Origin of the sequence: Flavobacterium sp. FlaQc-30, assembly GCF_044005885.1 — a bacterium.
Lineage (GTDB): Bacteria > Bacteroidota > Bacteroidia > Flavobacteriales > Flavobacteriaceae > Flavobacterium.
Genome location: NZ_JBIPCO010000001.1, coordinates 236,370 through 260,878 on the forward strand (window position 1 = coordinate 236,370; position 24,509 = coordinate 260,878).

A 24,509-nucleotide genomic window follows, 5' to 3' on the forward strand; every position below is an offset into this window, starting at 1 on the left:
ATAGTAATCAATTTACTTTTATTAGAGTCAAATTTCACTATTTGACTCTAATAAAATTTGAAACCAAAAGCATATCCTGAAACAAAATAACCAAACAAGAAATGCAGCAAATTTTTAATTTCATTTTAAGAAACAGTAATCGATTGCTGTTTTTGCTGCTTTTAGGTATTTCGTTGACGCTCACAATTCAGTCACACTCCTATCACAGAAGCAGAGTAATCAGTTCCGCAAATTTTTTAAGCGGAGGCGTTTACGAAAGAATTAATCACATCAACGAATATTTGAATTTAAGATCTGAAAATGATGAACTTGTACTTGAAAATGCAAGACTAAAAAGTCTTTTATTCAACAAAGAGGATACTACCAAAATACCTTTGGCCGATAGTATAAAAGGAGTAAAACCTGCAGATATTATTGTGTCAAAAGTAATTCACAACTCTTATAATACTCACGAAAACTATATCACCTTAAACTCTGGAGCAAACGATGGAGTTAAACAAGATATGGGAGTAATTAACAGTTTAGGAATTATTGGAGTTGTAGATAATACATCGCCAAGATATTCGACTGTTGTGAGCATTTTGAACATGAAATCTCAGATTAATGCTAAAATCAAAAAATCAAATCACTTTGGTTCTTTAACTTGGGATGGAAAAAGCACTGGTTTTGTTCAACTTGAAGATGTTCCAAGATTAGCTTCTATTAGAAAAGGCGACACCATTGTTACAGGCGGACAATCAGTAATTTTCCCTGAAGGCATAAACATTGGAACTGTAGATAAAATTTATATTAAAAAGAATACAAGTTACTATGTTATAAACGTTAAACTATTTAACGATATGACAAATCTAGGACACGTTTATATTATCAAAAGTAAGGACAGAGAAGAACTTATTAATTTAGAAAACAAAAACAAGGAAAAAGATGAATAGCGCTTTATTAGTCAATATTCTTCGTTTTATTATGTTACTAGCAATTCAGGTTGTTATTTTCAATAATATGAATTTTTTAGGGTACATAAGTCCCTTCCCATATATCTTGTATATTATCTTATATCCTGTAAACAGTAATAGAGCGGGATTAATTATCTCTAGCTTTTTATTAGGATTGATAATGGATATGTTTTGTAATTCTGGCGGAATTCACGCAACAGCTTGTGTAATTCTAGCCTATTACAGGCCTTACATCTTTAAATTTTCATTTGGTTTAAGTTATGAATATCAAACCATTAAACTAAATGAATCTTTAACACCCGAAAGGTTTTCATTTATTCTAGTATCTGTTTTATTGCATCATATTATACTATTTACATTAGAAGCTTTTCAATTTAAATTTATACTAGACATTTTACTGCGAACCTTGTTCAGCACCATTTTTACAATAATCACTTCAATTATAATAATTTATCTTATTAAGCCCAATAAACGATGAGAAAAGTTCTGCTGCCCTCTTTAATTATTATTGCAGCATCTTTGCTAGTAATGCGGATATTTTATCTGCAGATCATTGATGATTCGTTTAAATTGAAATCAGAAAATAATGCCATTAAAAAAGTCTACGATTATCCAGAAAGAGGATACATCTATGACCGAAATGGCAAATTACTGGTTGCCAATCAGGCTTCTTACGATATCATGGTAATTCCTAGAGATATTAAAGAGAATCTTAATATTCCAGAGTTTTGCGCATTACTAAATATTACTCCCGAAGATTACGAAAAAAGAGTTGCTAAAGCAAAAGTTTACAGTCCACGATTACCGTCTGTATTTTTATCTCAATTAAATAAAAATGAATTTGCTGCTTTTCAGGAAAAAATCAGAAAATTTGAAGGCTTTTATTTTCAGAAACGTTCACTTCGTGATTACGAAGTAGATTATGGCGCTAATATTTTTGGTTTCATAACGCAGGTAAACGAGCGACAAATTGCAAAGAACCCCTATTACAACAGTGGTGATTTAATTGGAAAACAAGGAGTTGAAGAAAGTTATGAGGAAATTTTACGTGGTATAAAAGGCGTAAAATACATTCAGAAAGATAAATACAATCGTGAAATTGGCTCTTATAAAGAAGGTAAATACGACACGATCGCTGTTGCTGGTGAAGATATCAATTTAACAATCGACGCTGAACTTCAAAAGTATGGCGAAGAGTTAATGATTAATAAAAGAGGTGGAATTGTTGCTATCGAACCAAAATCTGGTGAAATTTTAGCATTAGTAACCGCTCCATCGTATGACCCAGGTATTTTAGTTGGAAGACAACGTTCTAAAAACTATACTCTTTTGTATCATGATTCGATTGCAAAACCGTTGTACGACAGAGGACTTTTAGCCGAGTATCCTCCTGGTTCTCCTTTTAAAATTTTAACAGGTTTAGTGGCTCTGCAAGAAGGTGTTGTCAACGAGCAAACTACTTTTATGTGTCATCATGGATTTAGTTATGGACGCGGCCGCTTTATGAAATGTCACGGATTTGGACCTCATCAATTACATAACGGTATCTACAACTCTTGCAACACTTATTTTGCCCAAGCATATATGTTAACGATTAACAAATATGCAAATCCAGGCAAAGCAGTAGATGTTTGGAGTGATCATATGAGAAGTTTTGGTTTAGGTCAATTTATGGGATATGATTTACCAACTGGAAAAAGAGGTAATATCCCAAACTCTAAAACTTATAAAAGAATCTATCCTAACGGAGGCTGGAGAAGCACAACAATTGTATCGAATGCAATTGGTCAGGGAGAGGTTTTAATGACACCTATTCAGCTTGCTAATATGATGGCAACTGTTGCAAATCAAGGATACTATTACACGCCTCATATCATTAAAAAAATTGAGGGTGAAAAAATTGATTCAAAATTTACAACCAAACACACTACTTCAATTGACCAAAAGTACTTTCCGCCAGTTATAAGCGGTTTGTTTGACGTATACAATAAAGGTACGGCACATGCTTTAAGAGTTGAAGGAATTGATATTTGTGGAAAAACGGGTACAGCAGAAAACTTTGCTAAAATTAACGGCAAGAGAACACAGCTTAAAGACCACTCTATTTTTGTGGCATTTGCACCAAAAGACAATCCCAAAATTGCGATTGCGATTATGATTGAAAATGGAGGTTTTGGAGCTACCGTAGCAGGTCCAATTGCGAGTTTAATGATAGAAAAATATTTAAGAAAAAAAATAACGAGAACTGATTTAGAGATTCGTGTTTTAAATAAAAGTTTGGCGAGCGAATATGCTAAACTTGGAGGAATGAACGAAGCCAGCGCAATCGAATCTACACCAAAAGATTCTCTTTTAAAAGCTAAAATTATTGCGCCGAAAGCGACAGCTCCAAAAACAGAGGCTAAAAAAACAACAATAGACACTACTAAAAAGAACTAAGAAAGATTATTTCAAATGAAAAATCAAAGTGTAAAAAATAACATCGACTGGATAAGTGTCTTTATCTATATTGCATTGGTAATATTAGGGTGGCTGAATATTTATTCGTCATCACTATTATCAACTGATGGGACTTACCAGAAGCAATTAATCTTTATTGGATGTACTATTCCTTTAATTTTTGTTGTGCTTTTTGTTGATGGAAAATTTTACGAAAAATATGCCAGTATAATATTTGGTGTATCCTTATTGTCATTGGCAGGCTTATTTCTGTTTGGAAAAACTATTGCAGGACAAAGATGCTGGTATGCCATCGGAAGCTTTACTTTACAGCCATCTGAGTTTGCAAAGGCAGCTACGTCATTAGCATTAGCTAAATATTTGAGCGACACACAAATTAACCTTAAAGAAACCAATAGACAGCTGCAGGCACTAGCAATAGTTTTTTTACCTGTAATGCTGATTCTGCCTCAACCCGATCCAGGAAGTGCATTAATATATAGCGTCTTTATCCTTGTTTTGTTTAGAGAAGGATTGCCTTCTTGGTACGTGTGGACAGGTTTTATCACTATTCTTTTATTTGTATTAACGCTCGTTTTAGAACCCTACGCTGTTATTTTAATCGCTTTAGGAGTTCTTATCATTATCCATTTTAAAGGACGGGCAGTAGATCGAAATATCATATTGAGTGCAATCTTATTAGTCGTAATTTCAGGTTTTGTTCTTTCTGTTGATTATGTATTCGATAACGTCTTTAAACAACACCATAGAGACCGTTTCAATATTCTTTTAGGGAAAACTGTAGACATGAAAGGTATTGGTTATAACACTAACCAATCTGAAATTGCAATTGGATCTGGAGGATGGATTGGAAAAGGCTTTTTAGAAGGAACTCAAACTAAAGGAGGATTCGTTCCTGAACAGCATACCGATTACATTTTTACAACTGTAGGTGAAGAATGGGGATTTGCAGGTTCTTTGGTCGTTATTTTACTTTTTGTGGGTTTATTTTTGAGAGTAATTTATTTAGCTGAAAGGCAAAAAACCAAATTCAGCCGTGTTTATGGCTATTGTGTTGCGGGAATTTTATTCACCCATTTCTTTGTAAACATTGCTATGGTTATTGGTATATTTCCAACCATTGGAGTTCCATTACCCTTCTTCTCTTATGGAGGTTCTGGTTTATGGGGATTCACGATTTTATTATTTATTTTCTTGAAGATGGATGCCAATAAGGTAAATGAATGGTAGATTAAAACTCCAACAGCTAATTCCAATTACAGAGCTATATACCGCATCGAATAACAAAATTTTAATATAAAACTACAACTCAGATTTAAAACTGAGCTGTAGTTTTTTTATATCTCCATCTTATACTAAGAGGTTTCAGTCTTTAGGATATAATACAACATCAATATTTTTTCGTGTGAAATCAAAGCAATAAATAATAACAGATTTTAGAGCTTTCTACATTTAGCTTATGACATTCCTAGAATAATGTATATAGAACTGTTCTCATACTTTAATAACAGGCATAAAAAAAGTCCGAAGTTTAAGCTTCGGACTTTTTGTATTATATATTTTTCTTTAGATTTTCTCAGCTGGTCTTTTCTTTAAAAGTTTAACCAAAACAGGGAAAGTAGAAATGATAACAATAATAATGATAATGTATTCAATATGGTGTTTTAAATCAATTCCTTGTTTCAAGAAGACACCGTATAAATAATGTCCTGCAAAAATCAAGATAAACGACCATAAGAAAGAACTTAAAATATTGTAAAACATAAATTTCTTTTTATCCATAGAAACTATCCCGGCTACAATTGGCGCGAAAGTTCTAAAAATTGGCAGGAAACGAGCATAAATAATTGCTTTACCACCATATTTTTCAAAGAAATCTTTTGACTGCAGCAAGTATTTCTTTTTAAACCAAAATGAATCTTCTTTTTTAAATAAATAGTAACCGCTTTTGGCACCAAACCAATAGCCTGTCATATTACCCAAAACTCCCATTACAGCAACTCCCAATGCAAGCAAAAATACATTTAAAAAATCGCCTGGAATATATGCCACATTTTGAATTAAATCACGGCTGTAAATACCTGCTAAAAAAAGTAAACTATCTCCTGGCAGAAAAAAGCCTGCAAAAAGTCCTGTTTCAGCATAAACTATAAACAGAACAATAAATAACCCAATTTCAAAACCTCCAATATTTAACGTTATATAAAATTCAGGGTTTATTAACTGCGTCCAATCAAAATTATTCATAAAAAGAATTTGGTTATACTTATAAGTTCGTGAAATTAACAATAAATTGTTTTAACCACAATTAAATGCCATATTTTAAAGATAAATTAACTATTAAAAGCCCAAGATTTACTTGGGCTCTTAAAAGATTCTGCTATTCTCTTACATACTTGCAACAAGAATGCAAAGCCTCATAATCTGCATCAGTTGCTTTTACCTCTTTCGTGTCATGCCCAACCTTTGCGATAGCTGCATTTAAGTCTGCTGTTGATGATTTCTCTTCATTTAAAATTACTGCAAGCTCATGCGAACCAATATCCCATGTAGCCATTTTTACACCTGGAACATTATAAGCCGCTTTTTCAATTCGTTTTTTACAAAGTTCACAACTGCCGTTTACCTCCGTTTTGTATTTTAAATTTTTATTCTTTTTAGATTGCGCTTGAGCTGAAAAACCTAAAAAAACCATCATTGCAATTAATACGATATTTCTCATTTTTAATTTATTTTTATATTAAATTTTATTTTATTCTAAAACGTAATCCTGCATAATACATTTGCCCAAAAATTGGCGCATATGCAATAGAAGCATCAAAATTTGGTCCAAAAGGATCATTGGCTCCAAGAATGGCTTTTTCCTGTTTGTAATTACCAATGTTTTCTCCACCTACATACACTTCAAATACAGGAGAAAAAACTCTTGTTACCTGAACATTCATCACTGCATAAGAAGGCGAGTAATTAGGAAATTGATCTGCAGTTGGATTTGATGCTGTATAAGGTAATTGCTGTTTACCCGACCAATTGAAAGTGTAATCGAATTTCCATTGCTTATTATTATTTAAATTAGTTTCGTATTCAAGATTCCCTAAGAAACGATGTTTGGCTTGAAGGGGACGCTGAAATGTTCCTCTCAAATAATCTGTTTGGATGTCATAATATTTATATGCCGTTCTTAAATTTAAATTATGAATCAACTCATAATTAAACTCAACCTGAAGACTGTTTGCAAATGAACTTCCTTTTAAATCATAAAACAAAACTTCTTGCGGGCTCTGCATTAAGTCAACAACTGCCTGATTCTTAAAGTCAGTACGATAGATATCAAATCCTGCTTCTGCATTTTTATTGAAAAGACGGAATTTTTGCGAGAAACTAACACCGTAATTCCAAGCAATTTCAGGATTTAAACCGTAGATTTTTCCTCCGTTATCTAAAATCGAGAATGTTCTTGAACTTGCAAAAAGCTGCTGATTCTCCGCAAAAATATTAGCTGAACGTTTCCCTCTACCAGCAGAAAAACGAACTACTCCATTCTTCCAAGGATTATATCTCATATGCAATCTTGGCGTTACGAAAAAACCAAGTCGGTTATGATTATCGACCCTTCCTCCTAAAACCAAACTAAAATTATCTGTATTATCATAAGTATACTCAAAGAACGCTCCAACAGAATTATCGATACGACTGTAATCATTTACATTTACAAACTCCTGATATTGATCGTATGTAAAATTTAGACCCGTTGCAAACTTATGCATTGTATTGCTGATAATCGAGTTAAAAATTAAGTTAGAATAAAAACTATTCTGCTTAATATTGTATTGATTTAAGCCAAAGTAAGAGTTTTGATTATGAGTATTGAAGGCATTTTGAAAACCAATACTTTGATAAGGCATATCTTTAAAAACATATCCAACCTTTGTAGAAACATCAAAACGCTCTGTGTTGATTTCTGATCCCCAATGATTTTTTGTACCACGATCTGTATCCTTATCAAAATCCAATTCGCCAGTTTGTTTTTTATCATTCATGTATCTAAAATTGATAAAACTAACGAAGCCGCTCTCTGGATTAAAATATTGATAACGGTTTAAAACATTGATTTGTTTTCCCAACGGATTATCTAAAAACCCATCGTTATTCATATCATTTTTAGCTACACGGGCATTTCCATGAACAAACAAACTTGTTGCCCATTTATCAGATATTTTTTTATTAAAATGAGTATTTAATTCAAAACGCGCATCTGTAGATCCGTAAAAGTTTAAAAAGAAAGGATCGTCATTTAACGGTTTTAAAAGCTCGGTATTTATTTGTCCCGAAATACTTTCAAAACCATTTACAACGCTTCCTGCTCCTTTTGTAATTTGAACACTTTCTATCCATGTTCCTGGAGTAAAAGACAATCCGTAAGCTTGAGAAGCACCACGAACTGATGGAACATTTTCCTCAGTAATCAGCAAATAAGGACTTGTTAAGCCCAGCATTTTTATCTGTTTAGTTCCAGTTAAAGCATCCGAAAAATTAACATCAATTGAAGGGTTAGTTTCAAAACTTTCTGCCAGATTACAACAAGCCGCTTTTAAAAGTTCTTTACTAGTTATTAATGATGTATTTGCGGTAAGGGTATAAGACTTTTTAAGTCCTTTTTGCTTTTTTGTAATTTTTACTTCCTCAAGATTTTCCTGCGCAAAAGCAGAAACAGAAAGCAACAACATCACAAAAAGCGTGATATTTTTTTGCATAAAAAAAGATTTTAATATTATTTAGAAATTTCTGTTTTAGTTTCAATACGAAACAACAAAACAGCACGTAACAAGCCGCAAAGGCTTGATTCTAAATATTAAAATCAGGAATAAAAAATATATTGATTGTATAATTTAAATAAAGGGGGTGCATTCGCATCAGAATAATAAGAAGTAATCTGATTGCTTTTGAAATTTGGAATAGACAAAAATACGACTGGGTCATACTCTTGAATTATAGCTGGAGCTATAAGTTGAAAAAAGAAGACTTTGAAAGTTGCGTTGTCAGATTTTTTCTCAAAATGAACAACTTTATCTTTACAGCAAGATGATTTTTCTTCTTTCGTTTCACAACATTTCTTTTGCGGCGCTGCAGAAGCTGTAGTATTTAAAGATACTGAAGCTACTTCTCCTCCACAATAATGCACATCAAAAGCAAAGCCTGCGTTGGAAACCAACAACAAGAACGCTAAAAACAATACTGTGCACTTTTTTAAATTCATACTGCAAAAGTATCCAAAAAGTCTCAGATTAAAAACTTAATAAAATGTTATTTTTTCAAATCTTGAAGCTGATAGTAAAATGCAGGAATAAATAATAATACTAACAATGGCTGAATAATAAATCTTCGCACATAAAATAAAACCCAACTGCAGTCTTGAAAATACTCGATAGTTATAAAGAACATCGAGAAAAGCATCAAGAAAAAAAACAAATACAAATAGGTTGTAAATTTTAGAATTTCTAGATCCTTAAACAGTATATAAATAAGCACTAGAGATAAAACTGTATTTAAAGCAAAACGAAACAAAAGATTGTAAAAAAGTTTAAAAGCATCAACATCAGGCAATGGAGCGCTGCTAAAATCAGACTCAAAATACTGCAAAAAAGGATCATAAAACAACGATGTTTCAAAAGCTCTTATCAGCACAAAACATATCACTATAACAACAGCAGCCAATATTTTAGATTGATGTTCTTTAAATCTATTTAGCATACTTAGAAAATTTGTTGACCCAAACAAACCATAAGATAAAAACAGAACTATATATAATCAACGGAAAGAGAACTCCGTGTAAAAAATGAGCGTACTGAGAAAAATAAAACAACAAAACAGTCAATACTGCAATTCGCAAAACATTCAAAATGTAAATTAATACAACTCCAAACAAAGTATAAAGCACTGTAGCCTTAAATTTTCCTGAAAATGCAATTATAAAGGAAATAAAAAGAATCATAATACTTACGGCATTACAACCTTCAATAATACGAACTACATCTTCATTATTTAAAAAAACTTCCAACCAAGAACCTGAAGAATTTTTCAAAACTTTAGCATTATAGCTAAACCCTCGTAATAATTGTTCAACATTTCGGCCAACAAAACTGGTAATTCCGTCAACTTCATAAGTTTTAAACTCATTCAAATATACTTTGTACAATAATGTCAATAGAATATATACCGAAAAAAAAGTGCTCAAAAAAACTAGAAAAGGCTTGAACTGAATTAAATATTTTTTCAACAGATTTTTTTTTCAAATTTATATCTTTTTTGAGTTCAGCTTTAAATACTTTTGTATAAAATTTTCAAATTATGACTTTTCAAGAATTACAACCAAAAATAAGCGCTATAGTATATGACAACAAACTTGTTAGAGATGAAAAACTACTAGCAATCTGCCAATTATTAAATGAAAATGTAGAATACTACAACTGGGTAGGCTTTTATTTTGCAAATCACGAAAACAAAACACTGCATTTAGGTCCATATGTAGGAGCTGAAACTGACCACACTGTAATTCCTTTTGGAAAAGGAATCTGCGGACAAGTAGCCGAAAGTAATGCCAATTTTGTTGTACCTGATGTAAAAGCACAGGATAATTATATTGCGTGTAGTTTTACGGTAAAATCTGAAATTGTTGTTCCGTTGTTTGTAAATGGAATTAATATTGGACAAATCGACATTGACAGTCACGTAATTGATCCATTTACCGAGGCTGACGAAAGATTTTTAGAATTTGTAAATCAAGAAGTCGCTAAATTGTATTAAAAATATTACTTTAGTGTACCTATTATCATAACCAAACTATGAAATCAGCTTTACGTCTATTATTGTTTTTCCTTTTAATTTCAATTAAACTATTCTCTCAAACCTCTGCTCCTGTTAGTAAATTAATTTATCTGGACTCAACTTGGGCGGAAGGCACACCAGACAATTATAAATATACTAGACTTGTTGAAGATTATTTCTCAAGCAAAGAAAGCTATGTTTTCAAAGAATACTACAAATCAACAGCTATAAAATCTATAGGCACCACATTAAATAAAGATATCATAAAAAGAAATGGACAATACATTTCTTATTACGAAAATGGCAAAAAACAGTCAACTGTTAATTATTCGGATAATAAAAAAACAGGACGCGAGTTCAATTGGTATGAAAATGGGGAGATAAAATCAGAATTGGAATACTTTAACGTAAAAAAAGGAAAAGACGAAATTACCGAAGTTAAAACTAACAACTTCTGGAATCCACAAAAAGAACAGACCGTTATAAATGGAAATGGTCAGATTGAACAAACAGATAATTATTTCTATGAAAAAGGAGAAATAAAAAATGGAGAAAAACATGGTCTCTGGGAAGGAAAAAATCTTAAAAAAAAATATAGTTTTATAGAATCCTATAATGAAGGAATTTTTATTTCAGGAACAAGTACCGATGAAAATAGTAACAAATTCACATATAAAACAGTACTTGAAAAACCTATTCCAGCGAAAGGAATGGATCACTTTTATAAGTTTATTGGAAAACATTATCAAACACCCAAAGTAGAAGGACTTAAAGGAAAAGTATACATTACTTTTGTAATAAATGAAGATGGAAATCCAACCAAATTAAGAATATTAAGAGATGTTGGTTACGGCACCGGAGAAGAAGCTATTAAAACAATCATTAGTTATGGCAAATGGATTCCTGGAAAAATGAGAGGGATCCCTGCAGATGTTTTATACTCATTACCAATAACTATACAATCAACAGGAAGAACAAATATGATTAAGTATTATTAAACAATAATAAGTAATTATCAAGATTAACTACTCAAAAACTTCGAAAGAGAAATCTTTTATAGATTCTTTTGTTTTTGCTTGATTTTTTTCTTTTTTTAATCTAATTTTGCACCCGTCTTACAAAAGTTGTATTGACATACATAAAAATCATTAAATAATATTGGAATGTATTTAACTAAAGAAAAGAAAGAAGAGATTTTCGCACAACACGGTGGTGCAACAAACACTGGAAGCGCAGAAGGTCAAATTGCATTGTTCACTTACAGAATTTCACACTTAACTGAACACTTGAAAAAAAATCGTCACGATTACAACACTGAGCGTTCTCTTGTACTATTAGTAGGTAAAAGAAGAGCTTTGTTGGACTACTTGAAAAAGAAAGAGATCAACAGATATCGTGAGATTATCAAAGTATTGAATATCAGAAAATAATCAATATAGAAAAGAGGTGCGAGAGTGCCTCTTTTTGTTTTTTACAGAATTGTATTTAATTACAAGCATTTATAAGAAAAAAAGTTTGGTTTTTCATTGGGTTTTAGAAACAACAACTACACACAACAACAACTACAACACAACTAAAACCCATTGTATAACCAATAAGGAAAAATTATGATTCCACAATTATTTGTAGAAAAGATCGATTTAGGTGATGGCAGAAGCATCACAATCGAGACGGGTCGTTTAGCAAAACAAGCTGACGGTTCGGTAGTAGTAAGAATGGGCGACACGATGATTCTTGCAACAGCAGTTTCAGCTCGCACATCAAACCCTGGCGTTGATTTTTTACCATTAACGGTAGATTACCGCGAAAAATTTGCAGCAGCAGGTCGTTTCCCAGGAGGTTTCTTTAAAAGAGAAGCTCGTCCAAGCGACAGCGAAGTATTGACAATGAGATTAGTTGACCGTGTTTTGCGTCCACTTTTCCCAGACGATTACCATGCTGAAACTCAAGTTATGATTCAATTAATGTCTCATGACGAAACTGTTATGCCAGATGCATTAGCTGGTTTAGCTGCTTCTGCAGCATTAGCAGTTTCAGATATTCCATTTTACAATTTAATTTCTGAAGTACGTGTTGCACGTATTGACGGAAAATTAGTTATCAACCCAAGCAGAGAAGAATTAGAAAAATCAGACATCGACATGATGATCGGAGCTTCTATGGATTCTGTAGCAATGGTTGAAGGTGAGATGAAAGAAATTTCAGAAGCTGAAATGATCGAAGCTATTAAATTTGCTCACGAAGCTATTAAAGTTCAAATTCAAGCTCAATACCGTTTACAAGAAGCTTTTGGTAAAAAAGAAATTCGTACTTACGAAGGTGAGAAAGAAAACGAAGAAATTCACAAAAAAGTAAAAGCTGCAGCATACGATAAAATCTATGCAATTGCAAAAGTTGGTTCAGCTAAACACGAAAGAGGTGCTGCATTTGCTGAAGTAAAAGAAGAAGTAAAAGCTTTATTTACTGAAGAAGAATTAGCTGCTGATGGCGATTTAGTTTCAAAATATTTCTACAAAACAAACAAAGAAGCTGTTCGTAATGTAGTATTAGAATTAGGCGTTCGTTTAGATGGTAGAAAAACTACAGATATCAGACCAATCTGGTGTGAAACTGATTATTTACCAAGAGTTCACGGATCCTCTTTATTTACACGTGGAGAAACTCAAGCTTTGGCTACAGTAACTTTAGGAACTTCTAGAGAAGCAAACCAAATCGATTCTCCATCTGAACAAGGTGAAGAGAAATTCTACTTACACTATAACTTCCCTCCTTTCTCAACTGGTGAAGCAAAACCACTAAGAGGAACTTCACGAAGAGAAGTTGGTCACGGTAACTTAGCTCAAAGAGCATTAAAAAATATGATTCCTGCTGATTGTCCTTATACAATTCGTGTTGTTTCTGAGGTTTTAGAATCTAACGGTTCTTCTTCTATGGCAACAGTTTGTGCCGGAACAATGGCTTTGATGGATGCTGGAGTTCAAATGGTAAAACCAGTTTCTGGTATTGCTATGGGATTAATTACTGATGGAGAGAAATTTGCTGTATTGTCTGATATTTTAGGAGATGAAGATCACTTAGGAGATATGGACTTTAAAGTAACTGGAACTGCTGACGGTATTACAGCTTGTCAAATGGACATCAAAATTGATGGTTTACGTTATGACATTATGGAGCAAGCTTTAGCTCAAGCTCGTGATGGACGTTTACATATCTTAGGAAAATTAACTGAAACTATTGCTGCACCAAGAACTGACGTAAAAGCTCACGCACCAAAAATCATTACCAGAACTATTCCTGGAAACTTTATTGGAGCTTTAATTGGTCCTGGTGGAAAAGTAATTCAAGAATTACAAAAAGCTACAGGAACAACTATTGTAATCAACGAAGTTGACGAGCAAGGTGTTATCGAAATCTTAGGTACAGATCCTGCTGGAATTGAAGCGGTATTGGCAAAAATCCAATCTATCACTTTCAAACCTCAAATGGGAGAAGCTTACGAAGTTAAAGTAATCAAAATGCTTGATTTTGGAGCTGTAGTAGAATATACTGCTGCACCAGGAAATGAAGTATTGCTTCACGTATCTGAACTAGCTTGGGAACGTACCGAAAACGTTGCTGATGTAGTTAAAATGGGAGATGTTTTCCAAGTAAAATACTTAGGAGTTGACCCTAAAACTAAAAAAGAAAAAGTGTCTAAAAAAGCGCTTGTTCCAAGACCTCCACGTGAGGAGAAAAAAGAGTAATCAGATCTTAGTTTACTAAAGGTTTATTCATAGAAAACCCCGATTCATTTAGTTGAATTGGGGTTTTTCGTTTTTTATCCCATAACTAATCCAGTTTCATAATTGCCTTTTCAATAAAAAAGTCATGCTCATAAATATTTTAATGAGCAAAAAACAAAAACAAACTAAAAAACACCTCTTTTTCCTCACTTTATTAAAAGAAAAAAAATATCTTTAACCTACCAATAACAAATAATTAATCCTAAAACCATAATTATGGCCTATAATGTAATACAGAACACCAGAATTAATTCTCAAGATTTTATTTTTTTAGATCCCAAAAATGTTACTTATCCAGTTCCTCCTTTAGTTTCAGTAAAATTATATGAACCAAATGGAGTGCCTACCTTAAAAATTAGAGCTACATTATACATCAATTCTCTAGACCCAAACAATCCAACTGTAGAAGAACCTACTGAAATTGAAGATGCTCTACAAGTTTATTTTGATTACGATTTCTCTGAAGAAACACCAGAAAGCTGCGACGTTTGGTACGTTGAATTAGATTATACCTCAGATACTGTAACCAATATTACAGAGGTAGTTTCATACTTAAAAGACATTGATCCTGAAACTTCGCGAGGAACAAAAACAGGAGTTGGCAGTTAAAACCATAAATTAAAACAATATGGCGCAGCAATTTATTTGCTCGCCATATTTTAATAATATCAACTAAAATATTGTAAAATGCACAAACTTAAAACTATTACTCTTTCAGTTCTGTGTTTATTTTTCATCTCATACTCTGCCAAAGCACAAACCAATATCTCTTCGTTTAGCGAAGCGCTTAAAAAAAACACTACACATTTTAAAGAAGATATAAATTTCTATAAAGCGCAACATTTTTTTTCTAGCAAAAAATGGGATTCTACTCTAGTCTATTCCATGAAACAGCTCAGCTCTGGAAAAAATCGAGAGCTCGCTGATTACTGTCATTTTTTAAGAGGATGTTCCTTTAGAGAATTAAAACTGTTTAAGGAATCAAAAACAGAAATGAGTTTAGTTTCAAAAAAATTCTCATTTTATCCGTTAGTAAATAAAACTTTAGGTGAAGTCGCATTAGAACTCAAAGAATTTAAAAAAGCAATTAGCTATTTTACAGAAGTCGAAAAAAACTCAACCAAAAATAACAATCAAGATTACAAAATAAGTGTTGTTTATGAAAATATTGGAGTTTGCTATTTGCACCTAAATGAGTTCACAAAAAGCGAAAATTATTTACTAAAAAGTAAAGAAATAAAAGAGAAAGAAAACGACACAATCTCACTCATATTATTGTATCAAAATATTGCTAATTTATATTATTCCCAATACAAAGACAAAGAGGCTATTCCGTATTTTGAAAAAGCGTATTTACTTTCTAAAAAAACAAAAGACTTTGACAAAAAGGAAAACGCTGCATTCAATATGGCAACTGTAGAAGAAAACAGAGGCAATTTTAAAAAAGCTTTAGAGTACAGAAAAGAATCTGAACGATGGAAAGATTCCCTCAATAATCAAAGTAAAATTTGGGCAATAGCTGATTTTGAAAAGAAATTCGCTGTCACTCAAAAACAAAAACAAATAAAAGTACTCGAGATCGAAAACAAACTAAAAAACTCACAGCGTAATGGTTTGTTTTTCTCTGCAATTGGCCTTCTGTTAATTATAACCGGAGGAGTTTATCTCTATGCCCAAAAAGTAAAAAACAGCAAAATCATTTTATTACAAAAAAACAAACTTGATGAATTAAACGCGGCTAAGGATCAACTATTCTCAATCGTCAGTCACGACTTGCGTTCATCTGTAAATGCATTAAAAACCAGTAATTCTAAATTATCTGCGACATTAGAGACTAAAAATTACGACGAATTAAATCAATTAATTATCCAGAACAGCAGCATCGCAAACGGCACTTACAGTTTATTAGATAATTTATTACACTGGGCATTATTGCAAACCAAACAATTGTACTTTCATAAAGAATCTGTTCATTTATACTCTATAATTCAACAAATCGAATACAACTACAAACCTTTACTTTTAGACAAAGGAATAACATTTGAAAATTTGGTTTCAAAAAGCATCTTCTTATTTGTAGATCTTGACTCATTAAAAATTGTATTCAGAAACTTACTAGACAATGCCATTAAGTTTAGCAATCAAAATGGTCAAATTAAATTTTATACTAAAGAAATAGATTCCGATTTTTGCGAGATTATAATTGAGGACACTGGAATTGGAATGAGTCAAAACAGCATTGATGAATTACTTCAAGATACTGACTTATTATCAAAAAAAGAGAACTCCGAAATTATTGGAACTGGATTAGGTTTACAATTATGTAAACAAATGATCAAAAAAAATGACGGTACATTTTTTATTGAAAGCGAAATCAACAAAGGAACTAAAATGATAATGAGATTACCTAAAGCAAAATAGTATGGATAATATTAATGTTTTAATTATAGAAGACACTCCGGAACAAAGTGATGCTTTAATAAAAGTACTCCTTGAAAATAATTATACAATTGCAGGAGTGGCAAGAAATTTTACAGATGCTCTACAGCTTTTTTACGAAAAAACAGTTGACATTATTGTGATTGATGTTTTTCTAGACGGAAAACCAGACGGAATTACTTTTGCAGAATCAATTAATATAATTCCAAATGCATCAAAGCCATTTGTGTTTTTAACAAGCTCTCAAGACCGACAGATTTTTGAAAGAGCTAAACTCACAAAACCTTTTAGTTTTTTAATGAAACCTTTTAATGAGCTGGAAATTCTATATGCTATAGAAATGGCTGTTGAAAAGTTTTACGAACAAACGAATGTTTTTTTGAGCGAAGAACAAGACACAGTAATCAGTAACGACTTTTTGTTTATCAAGAAAAAGAACACTTTGAAAAAAGTTGCTTTAACTGATATTCTCTATATAGAGGTTGAAGAACGTTATTGTAATATTATAACTGAAAAGGAGAAATTTGTAATCCTGATTTCGCTTACCAAAATCAGTGATTTATTAGATAAAAACAAATTCATAAAAACGCATCGCAACACAATTGTAAATTCAGAAAAAATAGAAGAAATCATTCTTGCCGATAATTTGATTATTTTAAAAGGAAATCACAAAATAACCTTGAGTGACACCTATAAAGATTTCATAAAAAAGATGAACGTTTTATCATAATTGAAAACTCTAAAATAAATATACCTCTCCAAAATCCTCTTTATTTCAAGAGGATTTTTTCGTTTTTACTCCCTATTATTCCTTCGAAAGCAAGTACTGTACTTTTCATGACAAGAAAAACGGCTTTCATGACATTTTTAAGATATGAATTTGAAATCGAAATTACTTTTACATCAAGAAACTAATAAAAAAGTAGATGAGAATCACATTAAATCAGAAAACCGAAATGAAACTTTTGCCAACCATAAAAAAGATAATAAATAATCCTTGGATTGGGGTCGCAGTTTCTTTAGTCATTATTATTCCATGCTTATACCGAATACTAGACGACATAACTGTTTTAAGAATAGAATATGTATTGCTGGCACTTTCGTTTCCTCTTTATTTAAAATCATTAAAAAAGATATTTGATGAAATCCTAGACAGTACGGATGATTCTTACGAATAAATTCCTTTAAACGATAATATTTGCCCTCAATTCATTAATGCCAAAAACCCTATTCATTAGCTTGATTAGGGTTTTTATTTATGTCGTATGTCTTAAAAAAATTGTTATAATATTCTGCAAAATCACAAAAAGTAAATAAATTATCACAATTTAACAGAAATTCTAAAAGGTTAACATATTTTTTTTGATATATTTGGCTCCAATCAAAAACAAATCATCAAAACCACAAAATCCTTTGAAAAATCATCAAAAAAAGGCTTTTTATCTACTGATATTAAGCACATTACTCACGACCTCTTATTCCTATTGTCAGTCCAATGACCAATCATCATTGTATGATTATTTTGACAATGCCGTTGGAAAAGACAACTTAAATATTAATAACGGAGTTTTGCACAGTGAGCCGCTTCGTCCAATTGCAAACAAACACAGATATTATCTCGACGAATTCACCGTCGGCGATATAAGCTTTGAAAAAGAAATTTATTCCAACTCTTATCTTAAATACGATATCCTTAAAGACGAGGTAATTTTCAAGCATAAAGAACAAACAGATAACTTAGCTATGAATATTGTTAAGGACAAAGTTGATTTTTTTTACATCAATAATAAAAAATTTGTCAATCTAAGATCTGAAAGCATTGAATTTCCAAATATTGTAAAAGGTATTTACGAAGAAAAATATGTTGGCAATGATGTTTCACTTTTCATTAAATATCATAAAGAAAAAATAGAAGTTTTTCAGACAGATGGAGTCTATTACAATTTTATTGAGAAAATAAATTATCTCTTAAAATACAATGGTTTTTTCTACAAAGCTGACTCACAAAAAGATATAAAAAGAATCTTTCCTTCTATTAAAAAAGAAATTAATAATTACTACAACGCCAATAGAAAGTTAGCACGATTAGATAAAACTCAATACATGGAAAATCTAACGAAACAAATCAATAATTTTTTTTTAAAAAAAAGTTCTAACTAAATGAAAAAAATTACTCTCCTATTCTTTTTATTAGCCTTTCAATACAATATACAATCACAAGTCATTAGTGATAAAGTTTCTGTTGAACTTAAAAACGCTAACATTAAAACTGCAATTCAAAATATTGAACAAACCTCATATTTTAAATTTTACTACGACGAAAAATGGTTAGAATCTGACAGCACTTCTATTACAAAACAGTATAAAGAAGTCCGTATAGCCGAAATACTTGAAGATGTTTTTCAAAACACTAACATTAACTTTTTTGTTGCCGAAAATAAAGTCATATTAACCAATAACAGCATCATATATAATGAGCTGGCAGACGATTACTTTGGAATTCCGCTAGAGAGAGATGAAAACGGATTAGCTCTTGCTCCTGTTTTTTATCAGCAATTTGACTCGGTAAAAAAAACAAATTCTCGTAATCCTAACAAGAACATTAAGGATATTATACTTATTGGTAAAGAAGTAAAAAACCAAAAAAAGAAAAGTTATATTCTTTCAGGATACGTTAGGGGCGGTAAAAATAAAGGCGGAATTGCAAATATTGTAGTAAAAATTCCAAATACCGAATTTTCAACTATTACGGATAACGACGGACATTATAAACTGCAAGTGCCGCCAGGTATCAGCACAGTTGAAACAGAAACTTTTGCTTACGATAAAGTGTCTAAAAAAATAATGGTTTACAATGACGGTACCCTTAATTTTATGGTTGTTGACAACGTAAATCAGCTCGACGAAGTTTTAATTAATACCAATAAAAGTAAAAATGCAAAAGCGGCAATTACAGGAGTTACAACTATTGATGCTGAAGGAATTAAAAATGTTCCATTAGTTCTTGGCGAACGTGACATCCTAAAAGTAGCATTGACACTGCCGGGAATCAAAACATCTGGAGAAGGTTCTTCTGGATATAATGTAAGAGGAGGAAAAGAAGATCAAAATCTATTTTTATTAGATAATGCCGTTTTATATAATCCATCTCACTTTTTCGGCTTCTTTACAGCATTAAATCCTTACACAACAAAAAAAGTAGATATTTATAAGGGAAGTATTCCTGCTGAGTTTGGAGGCAGACTATCATCTGTTTTTGACATAACCTCAAAAACTGGAAATTTCAATAAATTTGAAGGTGAAGCTGGAATTGGTCCTGCAACAAGCAATGTAATGATTTCTACACCAGTTGTAAAAGGCAAATCAAGCCTTGTTGCTGGAGGAAGAGCCAGTTATTCTAACTGGATTCTAAAAAGTCTGGATGATGAAAAATTAAAAAATAGTCAGGCATCATTCTATGACTTCATTTTGAAATATAATCATAAAATAAACGCCAATAATGACATAGAGGCTACAGCTTATTACAGCCACGATAAATTTAGTGTTTCATCAGACTCTCTGTACAAATACAGCAATCGACTAGCAACTTTAAAATGGAATCACACTTTTAATGAGAAAAACAAAGGATCACTTCTCTTTACCAATAGTGAGTATCGCTTTAATATAGATTATCAGCCTGACGGTGTAAATGCTTTTGATTTTGGCTATAAAATCAATGATACGCAGGCCGCTTTAAAAATGATTTACTTATACAGCGAAAAGCATAAAATTAGTTACGGAATTTCAACTAAACTTTACGGCATTAATCCTGGATATTTAAACCCTAAAAATCCTGAATCTATCCTAGTTCCTATTGAAATAGACAAAGAAAGAGGTTTAGAATCTGCTATTTATGTTGGTGATAATTTTAAAGTTACAGATAAATTCTTAGTCGATTTTGGTCTAAGATACTCGTCATTTGCTGCATTAGGAAAATCTACTCAAAGGGTTTATGACGAAAATCTTCCTATAAGTGATGCTACTGTAGTAGAAACTAAAACATTTGGCAATAACGAAGTAATTAAAAGATATGGCGGATTTGAACCTAGAGTTGCTGCGCGCTATTTTATAACAGACGATTTTTCTGTTAGAGCCAGTTATGACAAAACGTATCAATACATCCATCTTTTATCAAACAACACTACACAATCTCCAACAGATATTTGGAAGCTTTCAGATTTAAATGTAAAGCCAGAAAGTGCTCAGCAATTTTCGCTAGGTCTTTATAAGAATCTAAAAAATGACGAGTTAGAATTAAGTGTAGAAGGTTACTTTAAGAAATCAAGAAACATATTAGACTATAAAGTAGGTGCTGATTTGTTATTAAATCATAATATAGAAACCGAACTTCTTCAAGGAGATGGTAAAGCCTATGGAATCGAAGTATTATTAAAAAAACAAGTAGGAAGACTTAACGGATGGCTTGGATATACATACTCTAGATCATTAATTAGACTAAATTCTCAATTTAATGAAGAGAAAGTAAATGACGGTAAATTCTTCGCATCTAATTTTGACAAACCCCATGATTTTAGTGCGGTTTTAAACTATAGAATCACAAAACGTTATAGTTTTTCAAGTAACTTCATCTATCAAACCGGAAGACCAATAACGTATCCTGTTGGAAAGTATGATTATGGAAATGCACAATATACCGTTTACAGCGATCGTAATAAATTTAGAATTCCAGATTATTACAGATTAGATGTAGGTTTAAACATTGAAGGAAATCATAAAATAAAAAAATTAACCCATAGCTTCTGGAACATCTCAGTTTATAATGTTTTAGGCAGAAACAACCCTTATTCAGTATTTTTCGTAACGGATAAAGGACAAATTAAAGCCTATAAAACTTCAATATTCTCTGTTCCAATTCCTAGTATTACTTATAATTTCAAGTTTTAATAATTATGAAATATTTTAAAATAAAAATCTCCGTTTTTCTTCTTCTATCGCTTGCCATAACAAGCTGTACAGAACAATATGCTTTTAAAACTACCGATTTTGAAAGCGCTCTAGTTGTTGAAGGAACAATCACAAACGAACTTAAAAATCAAACTATAAGAGTTTCTCAAGTTTATCAATTAGAAGAAACCGGTCCTAGATTTGAGAAAGGAGCTAATGTTTTTATCACAGATGATAAAGGCAATGAGTATCAGTTTAAAGAAAACGACAGTCTCTATGTTTCGCTTACACCGTTTAAAGCAATGCCTGGAACAAAGTACAAACTAAACATTAAAACAAGGGAAGGAAAAAATTACACTTCGGATGAACAGCTTCTAACTACAGAAACTAAAATTGACAATATGACTGCAACTGTCGAAACTGTTGATGGACAGCGTGGAGTTCAAATAAATGTAAATAGTTACGATCCTGCCAATACTTCAAAATACTATAGATATGAATATACTGAAACGTACAAAATCATAGCACCTATGTGGTATTATCAAGAAGCAAACATTAACGTAATCCCAGGAACTCCTACTACTCCAGAAAGAGAAGTCATTGTAGTAACCAATAGAGTCAAAGAAGCTAAAACATGTTATTCTTCTAAAACTTCTGATGCTATTCTTCTTAATAACACCAGCACCTCAAGCGAAGATCGTGTACACTATCCTGTTCGTTTTATCAGCGATCAAAATTATATCATCTCACATCGTTATAGCATCTTCGTAAAACAGTATGTTCAAAGTTTAGCAGCTTATACTTTTTATAAAACATTGAGAGAATTATCTACATCTGAAAGTATTCTTTCGCCAAAACAGCCTGGATTCTTTTACGGTAATATGAAATCTGTAGAAAATCCTAATGAGAAAGTAATTGGATTTTTTGAAGTTTCGGCCGTTTCTTCGGATCGAATTTACTTCAACTATAAAGATTTATTTCCGAATGATAACTTACCTCCTTACTATATAGAAGATTGTGATCTAAAAGAATACATCGATTGCCCAGGAGACCTTCCTTGTACAGGCCAAATTTTACGTTCCTCCCTTCGAAGCAAAGGCAGAACTCTGTTTTCATGGGATCATGAAAGTAAATACTTTTTGGTAAAAGCACCTTGTGGTGACTGCACTACTTTTTCATCTAACATGGTTCCAACTTTTTGGATAGAATAATTCTTTTTTATCATCTATGAAACAACTATTAATCTATAACCAGACATACATTTTGGAAAGAATTAAACAATTATTGGTTTTAACACTTTTGATTGCAAACAGCTTATTTGTCTCTGCGCAGCAAAACAAAAATAATACAGTAACCAAATCATCACAAGAAACTATTTTTCTTCATTCGAACACAACAACTTTTTTAACCGGAGAAACTTTGTTCTACAAATTATATTGTTTGAACCCTATCAATAACAAACCAAGTTTAATAAGCAAAATAGCTTATATTGAACTTGTTGATAATGAAAAACAATCATTTCAAAAAAACAAAGTTTATCTTGACAAAGGAATTGGAACAGGGGATTATTTTATACCAACAACATTAAAAACAGGAAATTATAAGTTAATTGCCTATACAAAATGGATGTTAAACAATCCGAAATCTCAAACATATGAAATAGATTTATTCATCATAAATCCATTTCAAACTCAAGAACCTAATGCTAATGTAACTTTTGACAATACACTAAAGAACAGTGTATCATCAACTAATATCTCAACAGATTCAAATCTTGATAATGAAAAAAGAATCGATTTTGAACTAGATAAAAACAGTTATTACACAAGAGATAAAGCGAGCATTAAAGTAAAATCACTTACTGAAATAACCCAAAAAGGAAATTACTCTATTTCTGTTCGAAAGAAAGATCAAATTCCTGCTTTAAAACAAACAACTCCACAAGAGTTTGTAAAAAAAACAGCTCAAAATTACAGCGATTATTCTCCTAGTTCGTTTTTATTTATTCCAGAACTTCGAGCAGAATTAATTACTGGTTCAATTGTATCAAAAACCAATCAAGATTTAAATAATAAATCACTGTCGATTTCGCTTCCTGGAAAAGAATATGTTTTAAAAATAGTTAAAACAGACTCTAAGGGGAAATTCACTTTTTTATTAGATCAATTTCCAAATTTCTCAAATGCGATTATTCAGGTTCTCGATGAAAACCCTTCAGATTTCACCGTGCTTTTAGATCCATTACCAAAACTTGATACTTCAGGACTGCAATTTTCATCAAAACTCAATCTAACTGAAGATCTTAAAAAAGATATTGAAGAGCGCTCTACTGCAAGTCAGATTCAAAACGCCTATTATCAAACGAAAAAAGACAGCTTGATACAAGAAGCAGTTATCAGTCCGTTTTTTAACAGCATCGAAAAAACATATGTTCTTGATGACTATACTCGCTTCCCAACCCTAAAGGAGAATGTTGTAGAAATCATATTAGAACTTTATTACAGACGTGTTAACGATAAAAATCAATTGTTTGTACGAAATGGTCATAAAGATCTAACTGCTTACGGACCCCCTTTAATTATCGTCGATGGACTTCTTATACAAGATTCAAGTGATTTATTTGATTATAATATGGGAAATGTAGACAAAGTAAGCCTTATTAATGAACCTTATGCTTATGGTCCAAAATTATACGGAGGCTTAATAAGTTTTGAAACCAAAAACAGTGACTTTGCTATAAATTTTGTCAAAAAATACATGAAACCAACTGAAGTGCAAAGACCAAATCCTGCAAAAATTTATTATAACCCTGATTATAGTGCGGGAAATAATCTAAAACGAATTCCAGATTATAGGTACCAATTACTTTGGGAGCCAACTTTATCTTTAGATGAAAAAGAAGAAACTTTATCTTTCTACACTTCAGACCTTAAAGGTGACTTTGAAGTTGTTTTAGAAGGTTTTACAGACGAAGGAAAGCCCGTATATATTACAAAAAACATTACAGTAAAATAAATATCAAAATCGGTTCAATTCTTGAACCGATTTTTTTTTTGACCAAATTGCTAAAAAAAATAAAATTATTTTCATTTAATTGTAACCTTTT

22 protein-coding genes are annotated in these 24,509 nt (G+C 31.7%); 16 read left to right on the forward strand and 6 right to left on the reverse strand.

Annotated elements, in window-relative coordinates; genetic code table 11:
* Positions 1–101 precede the first annotated feature (101 nt).
* The 4 genes from mreC to rodA are packed head-to-tail and all read left to right on the forward strand — an operon-like array spanning position 102 to position 4,643.
* Positions 102–932 carry a rod shape-determining protein MreC gene (mreC, locus tag ACHRV0_RS00965; protein WP_089057432.1) on the forward strand — a complete coding sequence of 277 codons (831 nt, stop codon included), beginning with the start codon at positions 102–104 and terminating at the stop codon, positions 930–932.
* Positions 925–1,431: a rod shape-determining protein MreD gene (locus tag ACHRV0_RS00970; RefSeq protein WP_089052546.1), complete on the forward strand. Its 507-nt coding sequence runs from the start codon at positions 925–927 to the stop codon at positions 1,429–1,431. The genes mreC and ACHRV0_RS00970 overlap by 8 nt, the downstream gene beginning before the upstream one ends.
* Positions 1,428–3,392, forward strand: a complete 1,965-nt coding sequence (gene mrdA, locus ACHRV0_RS00975; protein ID WP_395439625.1) for a penicillin-binding protein 2 — start codon at positions 1,428–1,430, stop codon at positions 3,390–3,392. The genes ACHRV0_RS00970 and mrdA overlap by 4 nt, the downstream gene beginning before the upstream one ends.
* 15 nt (positions 3,393–3,407) lie before the next feature.
* The gene (gene rodA / locus ACHRV0_RS00980) at positions 3,408–4,643 is read left to right on the forward strand and encodes a rod shape-determining protein RodA (protein ID WP_089052544.1); all 1,236 of its coding nucleotides are present in this window, start codon (positions 3,408–3,410) and stop codon (positions 4,641–4,643) included.
* A gap of 336 nt (positions 4,644–4,979) precedes the next feature.
* Here the strand turns inward: rodA and ACHRV0_RS00985 are convergent, their stop codons facing one another.
* From ACHRV0_RS00985 to xrtF, 6 genes are all read right to left on the reverse strand, one after another.
* Positions 4,980–5,660, reverse strand: a complete 681-nt coding sequence (locus ACHRV0_RS00985) for a DedA family protein (protein ID WP_129023068.1) — start codon at positions 5,658–5,660, stop codon at positions 4,980–4,982.
* Between the two features lie 133 nt (positions 5,661–5,793).
* On the reverse strand, positions 5,794–6,135 hold the full coding sequence (locus ACHRV0_RS00990; RefSeq protein WP_129052949.1) for a heavy-metal-associated domain-containing protein: 342 nt from the start codon (positions 6,133–6,135) through the stop codon (positions 5,794–5,796).
* Positions 6,136–6,160: 25 nt separating this feature from the next.
* Positions 6,161–8,167 (reverse strand): TonB-dependent siderophore receptor, encoded by a 2,007-nt coding sequence (locus ACHRV0_RS00995; RefSeq protein ID WP_129052948.1) that lies wholly within the window; start codon positions 8,165–8,167, stop codon positions 6,161–6,163.
* Between the two features lie 104 nt (positions 8,168–8,271).
* Positions 8,272–8,670 carry an HYC_CC_PP family protein gene (locus tag ACHRV0_RS01000; protein WP_395439626.1) on the reverse strand — a complete coding sequence of 133 codons (399 nt, stop codon included), beginning with the start codon at positions 8,668–8,670 and terminating at the stop codon, positions 8,272–8,274.
* Positions 8,671–8,717: 47 nt separating this feature from the next.
* Positions 8,718–9,164, reverse strand: coding sequence for an exosortase F system-associated protein (locus ACHRV0_RS01005; RefSeq protein WP_129023064.1), 447 nt, complete (start codon positions 9,162–9,164; stop codon positions 8,718–8,720).
* Entirely contained in the window at positions 9,154–9,690 is a 537-nt protein-coding gene (gene xrtF / locus ACHRV0_RS01010) for an exosortase family protein XrtF (RefSeq protein ID WP_129023063.1), read from the reverse strand. Before xrtF ends, ACHRV0_RS01005 begins: the two co-directional genes overlap by 11 nt.
* Positions 9,691–9,761: 71 nt before the next feature.
* On the opposite strand from xrtF, the gene ACHRV0_RS01015 reads away from it, so the two are divergent.
* The 12 genes from ACHRV0_RS01015 to ACHRV0_RS01070 all read left to right on the forward strand — a co-directional run bounded on the left by ACHRV0_RS01015 (position 9,762) and on the right by ACHRV0_RS01070 (position 24,418).
* Entirely contained in the window at positions 9,762–10,217 is a 456-nt protein-coding gene (locus ACHRV0_RS01015; RefSeq protein ID WP_395439627.1) for a GAF domain-containing protein, read from the forward strand.
* A gap of 38 nt (positions 10,218–10,255) precedes the next feature.
* The gene (locus ACHRV0_RS01020) at positions 10,256–11,236 is read left to right on the forward strand and encodes an energy transducer TonB (RefSeq protein ID WP_395439628.1); all 981 of its coding nucleotides are present in this window, start codon (positions 10,256–10,258) and stop codon (positions 11,234–11,236) included.
* A 165-nt stretch (positions 11,237–11,401) separates the two neighbouring features.
* On the forward strand, positions 11,402–11,668 hold the full coding sequence (gene rpsO, locus ACHRV0_RS01025; RefSeq protein WP_007804772.1) for a 30S ribosomal protein S15: 267 nt from the start codon (positions 11,402–11,404) through the stop codon (positions 11,666–11,668).
* A gap of 177 nt (positions 11,669–11,845) precedes the next feature.
* Positions 11,846–13,981, forward strand: coding sequence for a polyribonucleotide nucleotidyltransferase (locus ACHRV0_RS01030; RefSeq protein WP_395439629.1), 2,136 nt, complete (start codon positions 11,846–11,848; stop codon positions 13,979–13,981).
* A 255-nt stretch (positions 13,982–14,236) separates the two neighbouring features.
* Positions 14,237–14,629 carry a hypothetical protein gene (locus tag ACHRV0_RS01035; RefSeq protein ID WP_089052534.1) on the forward strand — a complete coding sequence of 131 codons (393 nt, stop codon included), beginning with the start codon at positions 14,237–14,239 and terminating at the stop codon, positions 14,627–14,629.
* Between the two features lie 78 nt (positions 14,630–14,707).
* Entirely contained in the window at positions 14,708–16,441 is a 1,734-nt protein-coding gene (locus ACHRV0_RS01040; protein ID WP_395439630.1) for an ATP-binding protein, read from the forward strand.
* A 1-nt stretch (position 16,442) separates the two neighbouring features.
* A complete protein-coding gene (locus ACHRV0_RS01045; protein ID WP_129023057.1) occupies positions 16,443–17,189 on the forward strand; it encodes a LytTR family DNA-binding domain-containing protein in 747 nt (248 codons plus the stop codon).
* 196 nt (positions 17,190–17,385) lie between these two features.
* The gene (locus ACHRV0_RS01050; RefSeq protein ID WP_089052531.1) at positions 17,386–17,637 is read left to right on the forward strand and encodes a hypothetical protein; all 252 of its coding nucleotides are present in this window, start codon (positions 17,386–17,388) and stop codon (positions 17,635–17,637) included.
* A gap of 235 nt (positions 17,638–17,872) precedes the next feature.
* Positions 17,873–18,619 (forward strand): hypothetical protein, encoded by a 747-nt coding sequence (locus ACHRV0_RS01055; RefSeq protein ID WP_129023917.1) that lies wholly within the window; start codon positions 17,873–17,875, stop codon positions 18,617–18,619.
* The gene (locus ACHRV0_RS01060) at positions 18,620–21,403 is read left to right on the forward strand and encodes a TonB-dependent receptor domain-containing protein (protein WP_395439631.1); all 2,784 of its coding nucleotides are present in this window, start codon (positions 18,620–18,622) and stop codon (positions 21,401–21,403) included.
* Between the two features lie 5 nt (positions 21,404–21,408).
* Complete coding sequence (locus ACHRV0_RS01065; RefSeq protein ID WP_129023916.1) at positions 21,409–22,614, forward strand: DUF4249 domain-containing protein; 1,206 nt, start codon at positions 21,409–21,411, stop codon at positions 22,612–22,614.
* Positions 22,615–22,630: 16 nt separating this feature from the next.
* Complete coding sequence (locus ACHRV0_RS01070; RefSeq protein ID WP_395439632.1) at positions 22,631–24,418, forward strand: hypothetical protein; 1,788 nt, start codon at positions 22,631–22,633, stop codon at positions 24,416–24,418.
* Positions 24,419–24,509: the final 91 nt, after the last annotated feature.

Coding starts and splice junctions, on each gene's coding strand:
- mreC (WP_089057432.1), top strand. CDS start 102: ATGCAGCAAATTTTTAATTTCATTTTAAGAAACAGTAATCGATTGCTG.
- ACHRV0_RS00970 (WP_089052546.1), top strand. CDS start 925: ATGAATAGCGCTTTATTAGTCAATATTCTTCGTTTTATTATGTTACTA.
- mrdA (WP_395439625.1), top strand. CDS start 1,428: ATGAGAAAAGTTCTGCTGCCCTCTTTAATTATTATTGCAGCATCTTTG.
- rodA (WP_089052544.1), top strand. CDS start 3,408: ATGAAAAATCAAAGTGTAAAAAATAACATCGACTGGATAAGTGTCTTT.
- ACHRV0_RS00985 (WP_129023068.1), bottom strand. CDS start 5,660: ATGAATAATTTTGATTGGACGCAGTTAATAAACCCTGAATTTTATATA.
- ACHRV0_RS00990 (WP_129052949.1), bottom strand. CDS start 6,135: ATGAGAAATATCGTATTAATTGCAATGATGGTTTTTTTAGGTTTTTCA.
- ACHRV0_RS00995 (WP_129052948.1), bottom strand. CDS start 8,167: ATGCAAAAAAATATCACGCTTTTTGTGATGTTGTTGCTTTCTGTTTCT.
- ACHRV0_RS01000 (WP_395439626.1), bottom strand. CDS start 8,670: ATGAATTTAAAAAAGTGCACAGTATTGTTTTTAGCGTTCTTGTTGTTG.
- ACHRV0_RS01005 (WP_129023064.1), bottom strand. CDS start 9,164: ATGCTAAATAGATTTAAAGAACATCAATCTAAAATATTGGCTGCTGTT.
- ACHRV0_RS01015 (WP_395439627.1), top strand. CDS start 9,762: ATGACTTTTCAAGAATTACAACCAAAAATAAGCGCTATAGTATATGAC.
- ACHRV0_RS01020 (WP_395439628.1), top strand. CDS start 10,256: ATGAAATCAGCTTTACGTCTATTATTGTTTTTCCTTTTAATTTCAATT.
- rpsO (WP_007804772.1), top strand. CDS start 11,402: ATGTATTTAACTAAAGAAAAGAAAGAAGAGATTTTCGCACAACACGGT.
- ACHRV0_RS01030 (WP_395439629.1), top strand. CDS start 11,846: ATGATTCCACAATTATTTGTAGAAAAGATCGATTTAGGTGATGGCAGA.
- ACHRV0_RS01035 (WP_089052534.1), top strand. CDS start 14,237: ATGGCCTATAATGTAATACAGAACACCAGAATTAATTCTCAAGATTTT.
- ACHRV0_RS01040 (WP_395439630.1), top strand. CDS start 14,708: ATGCACAAACTTAAAACTATTACTCTTTCAGTTCTGTGTTTATTTTTC.
- ACHRV0_RS01045 (WP_129023057.1), top strand. CDS start 16,443: ATGGATAATATTAATGTTTTAATTATAGAAGACACTCCGGAACAAAGT.
- ACHRV0_RS01050 (WP_089052531.1), top strand. CDS start 17,386: ATGAGAATCACATTAAATCAGAAAACCGAAATGAAACTTTTGCCAACC.
- ACHRV0_RS01060 (WP_395439631.1), top strand. CDS start 18,620: ATGAAAAAAATTACTCTCCTATTCTTTTTATTAGCCTTTCAATACAAT.
- ACHRV0_RS01065 (WP_129023916.1), top strand. CDS start 21,409: ATGAAATATTTTAAAATAAAAATCTCCGTTTTTCTTCTTCTATCGCTT.
- ACHRV0_RS01070 (WP_395439632.1), top strand. CDS start 22,631: ATGAAACAACTATTAATCTATAACCAGACATACATTTTGGAAAGAATT.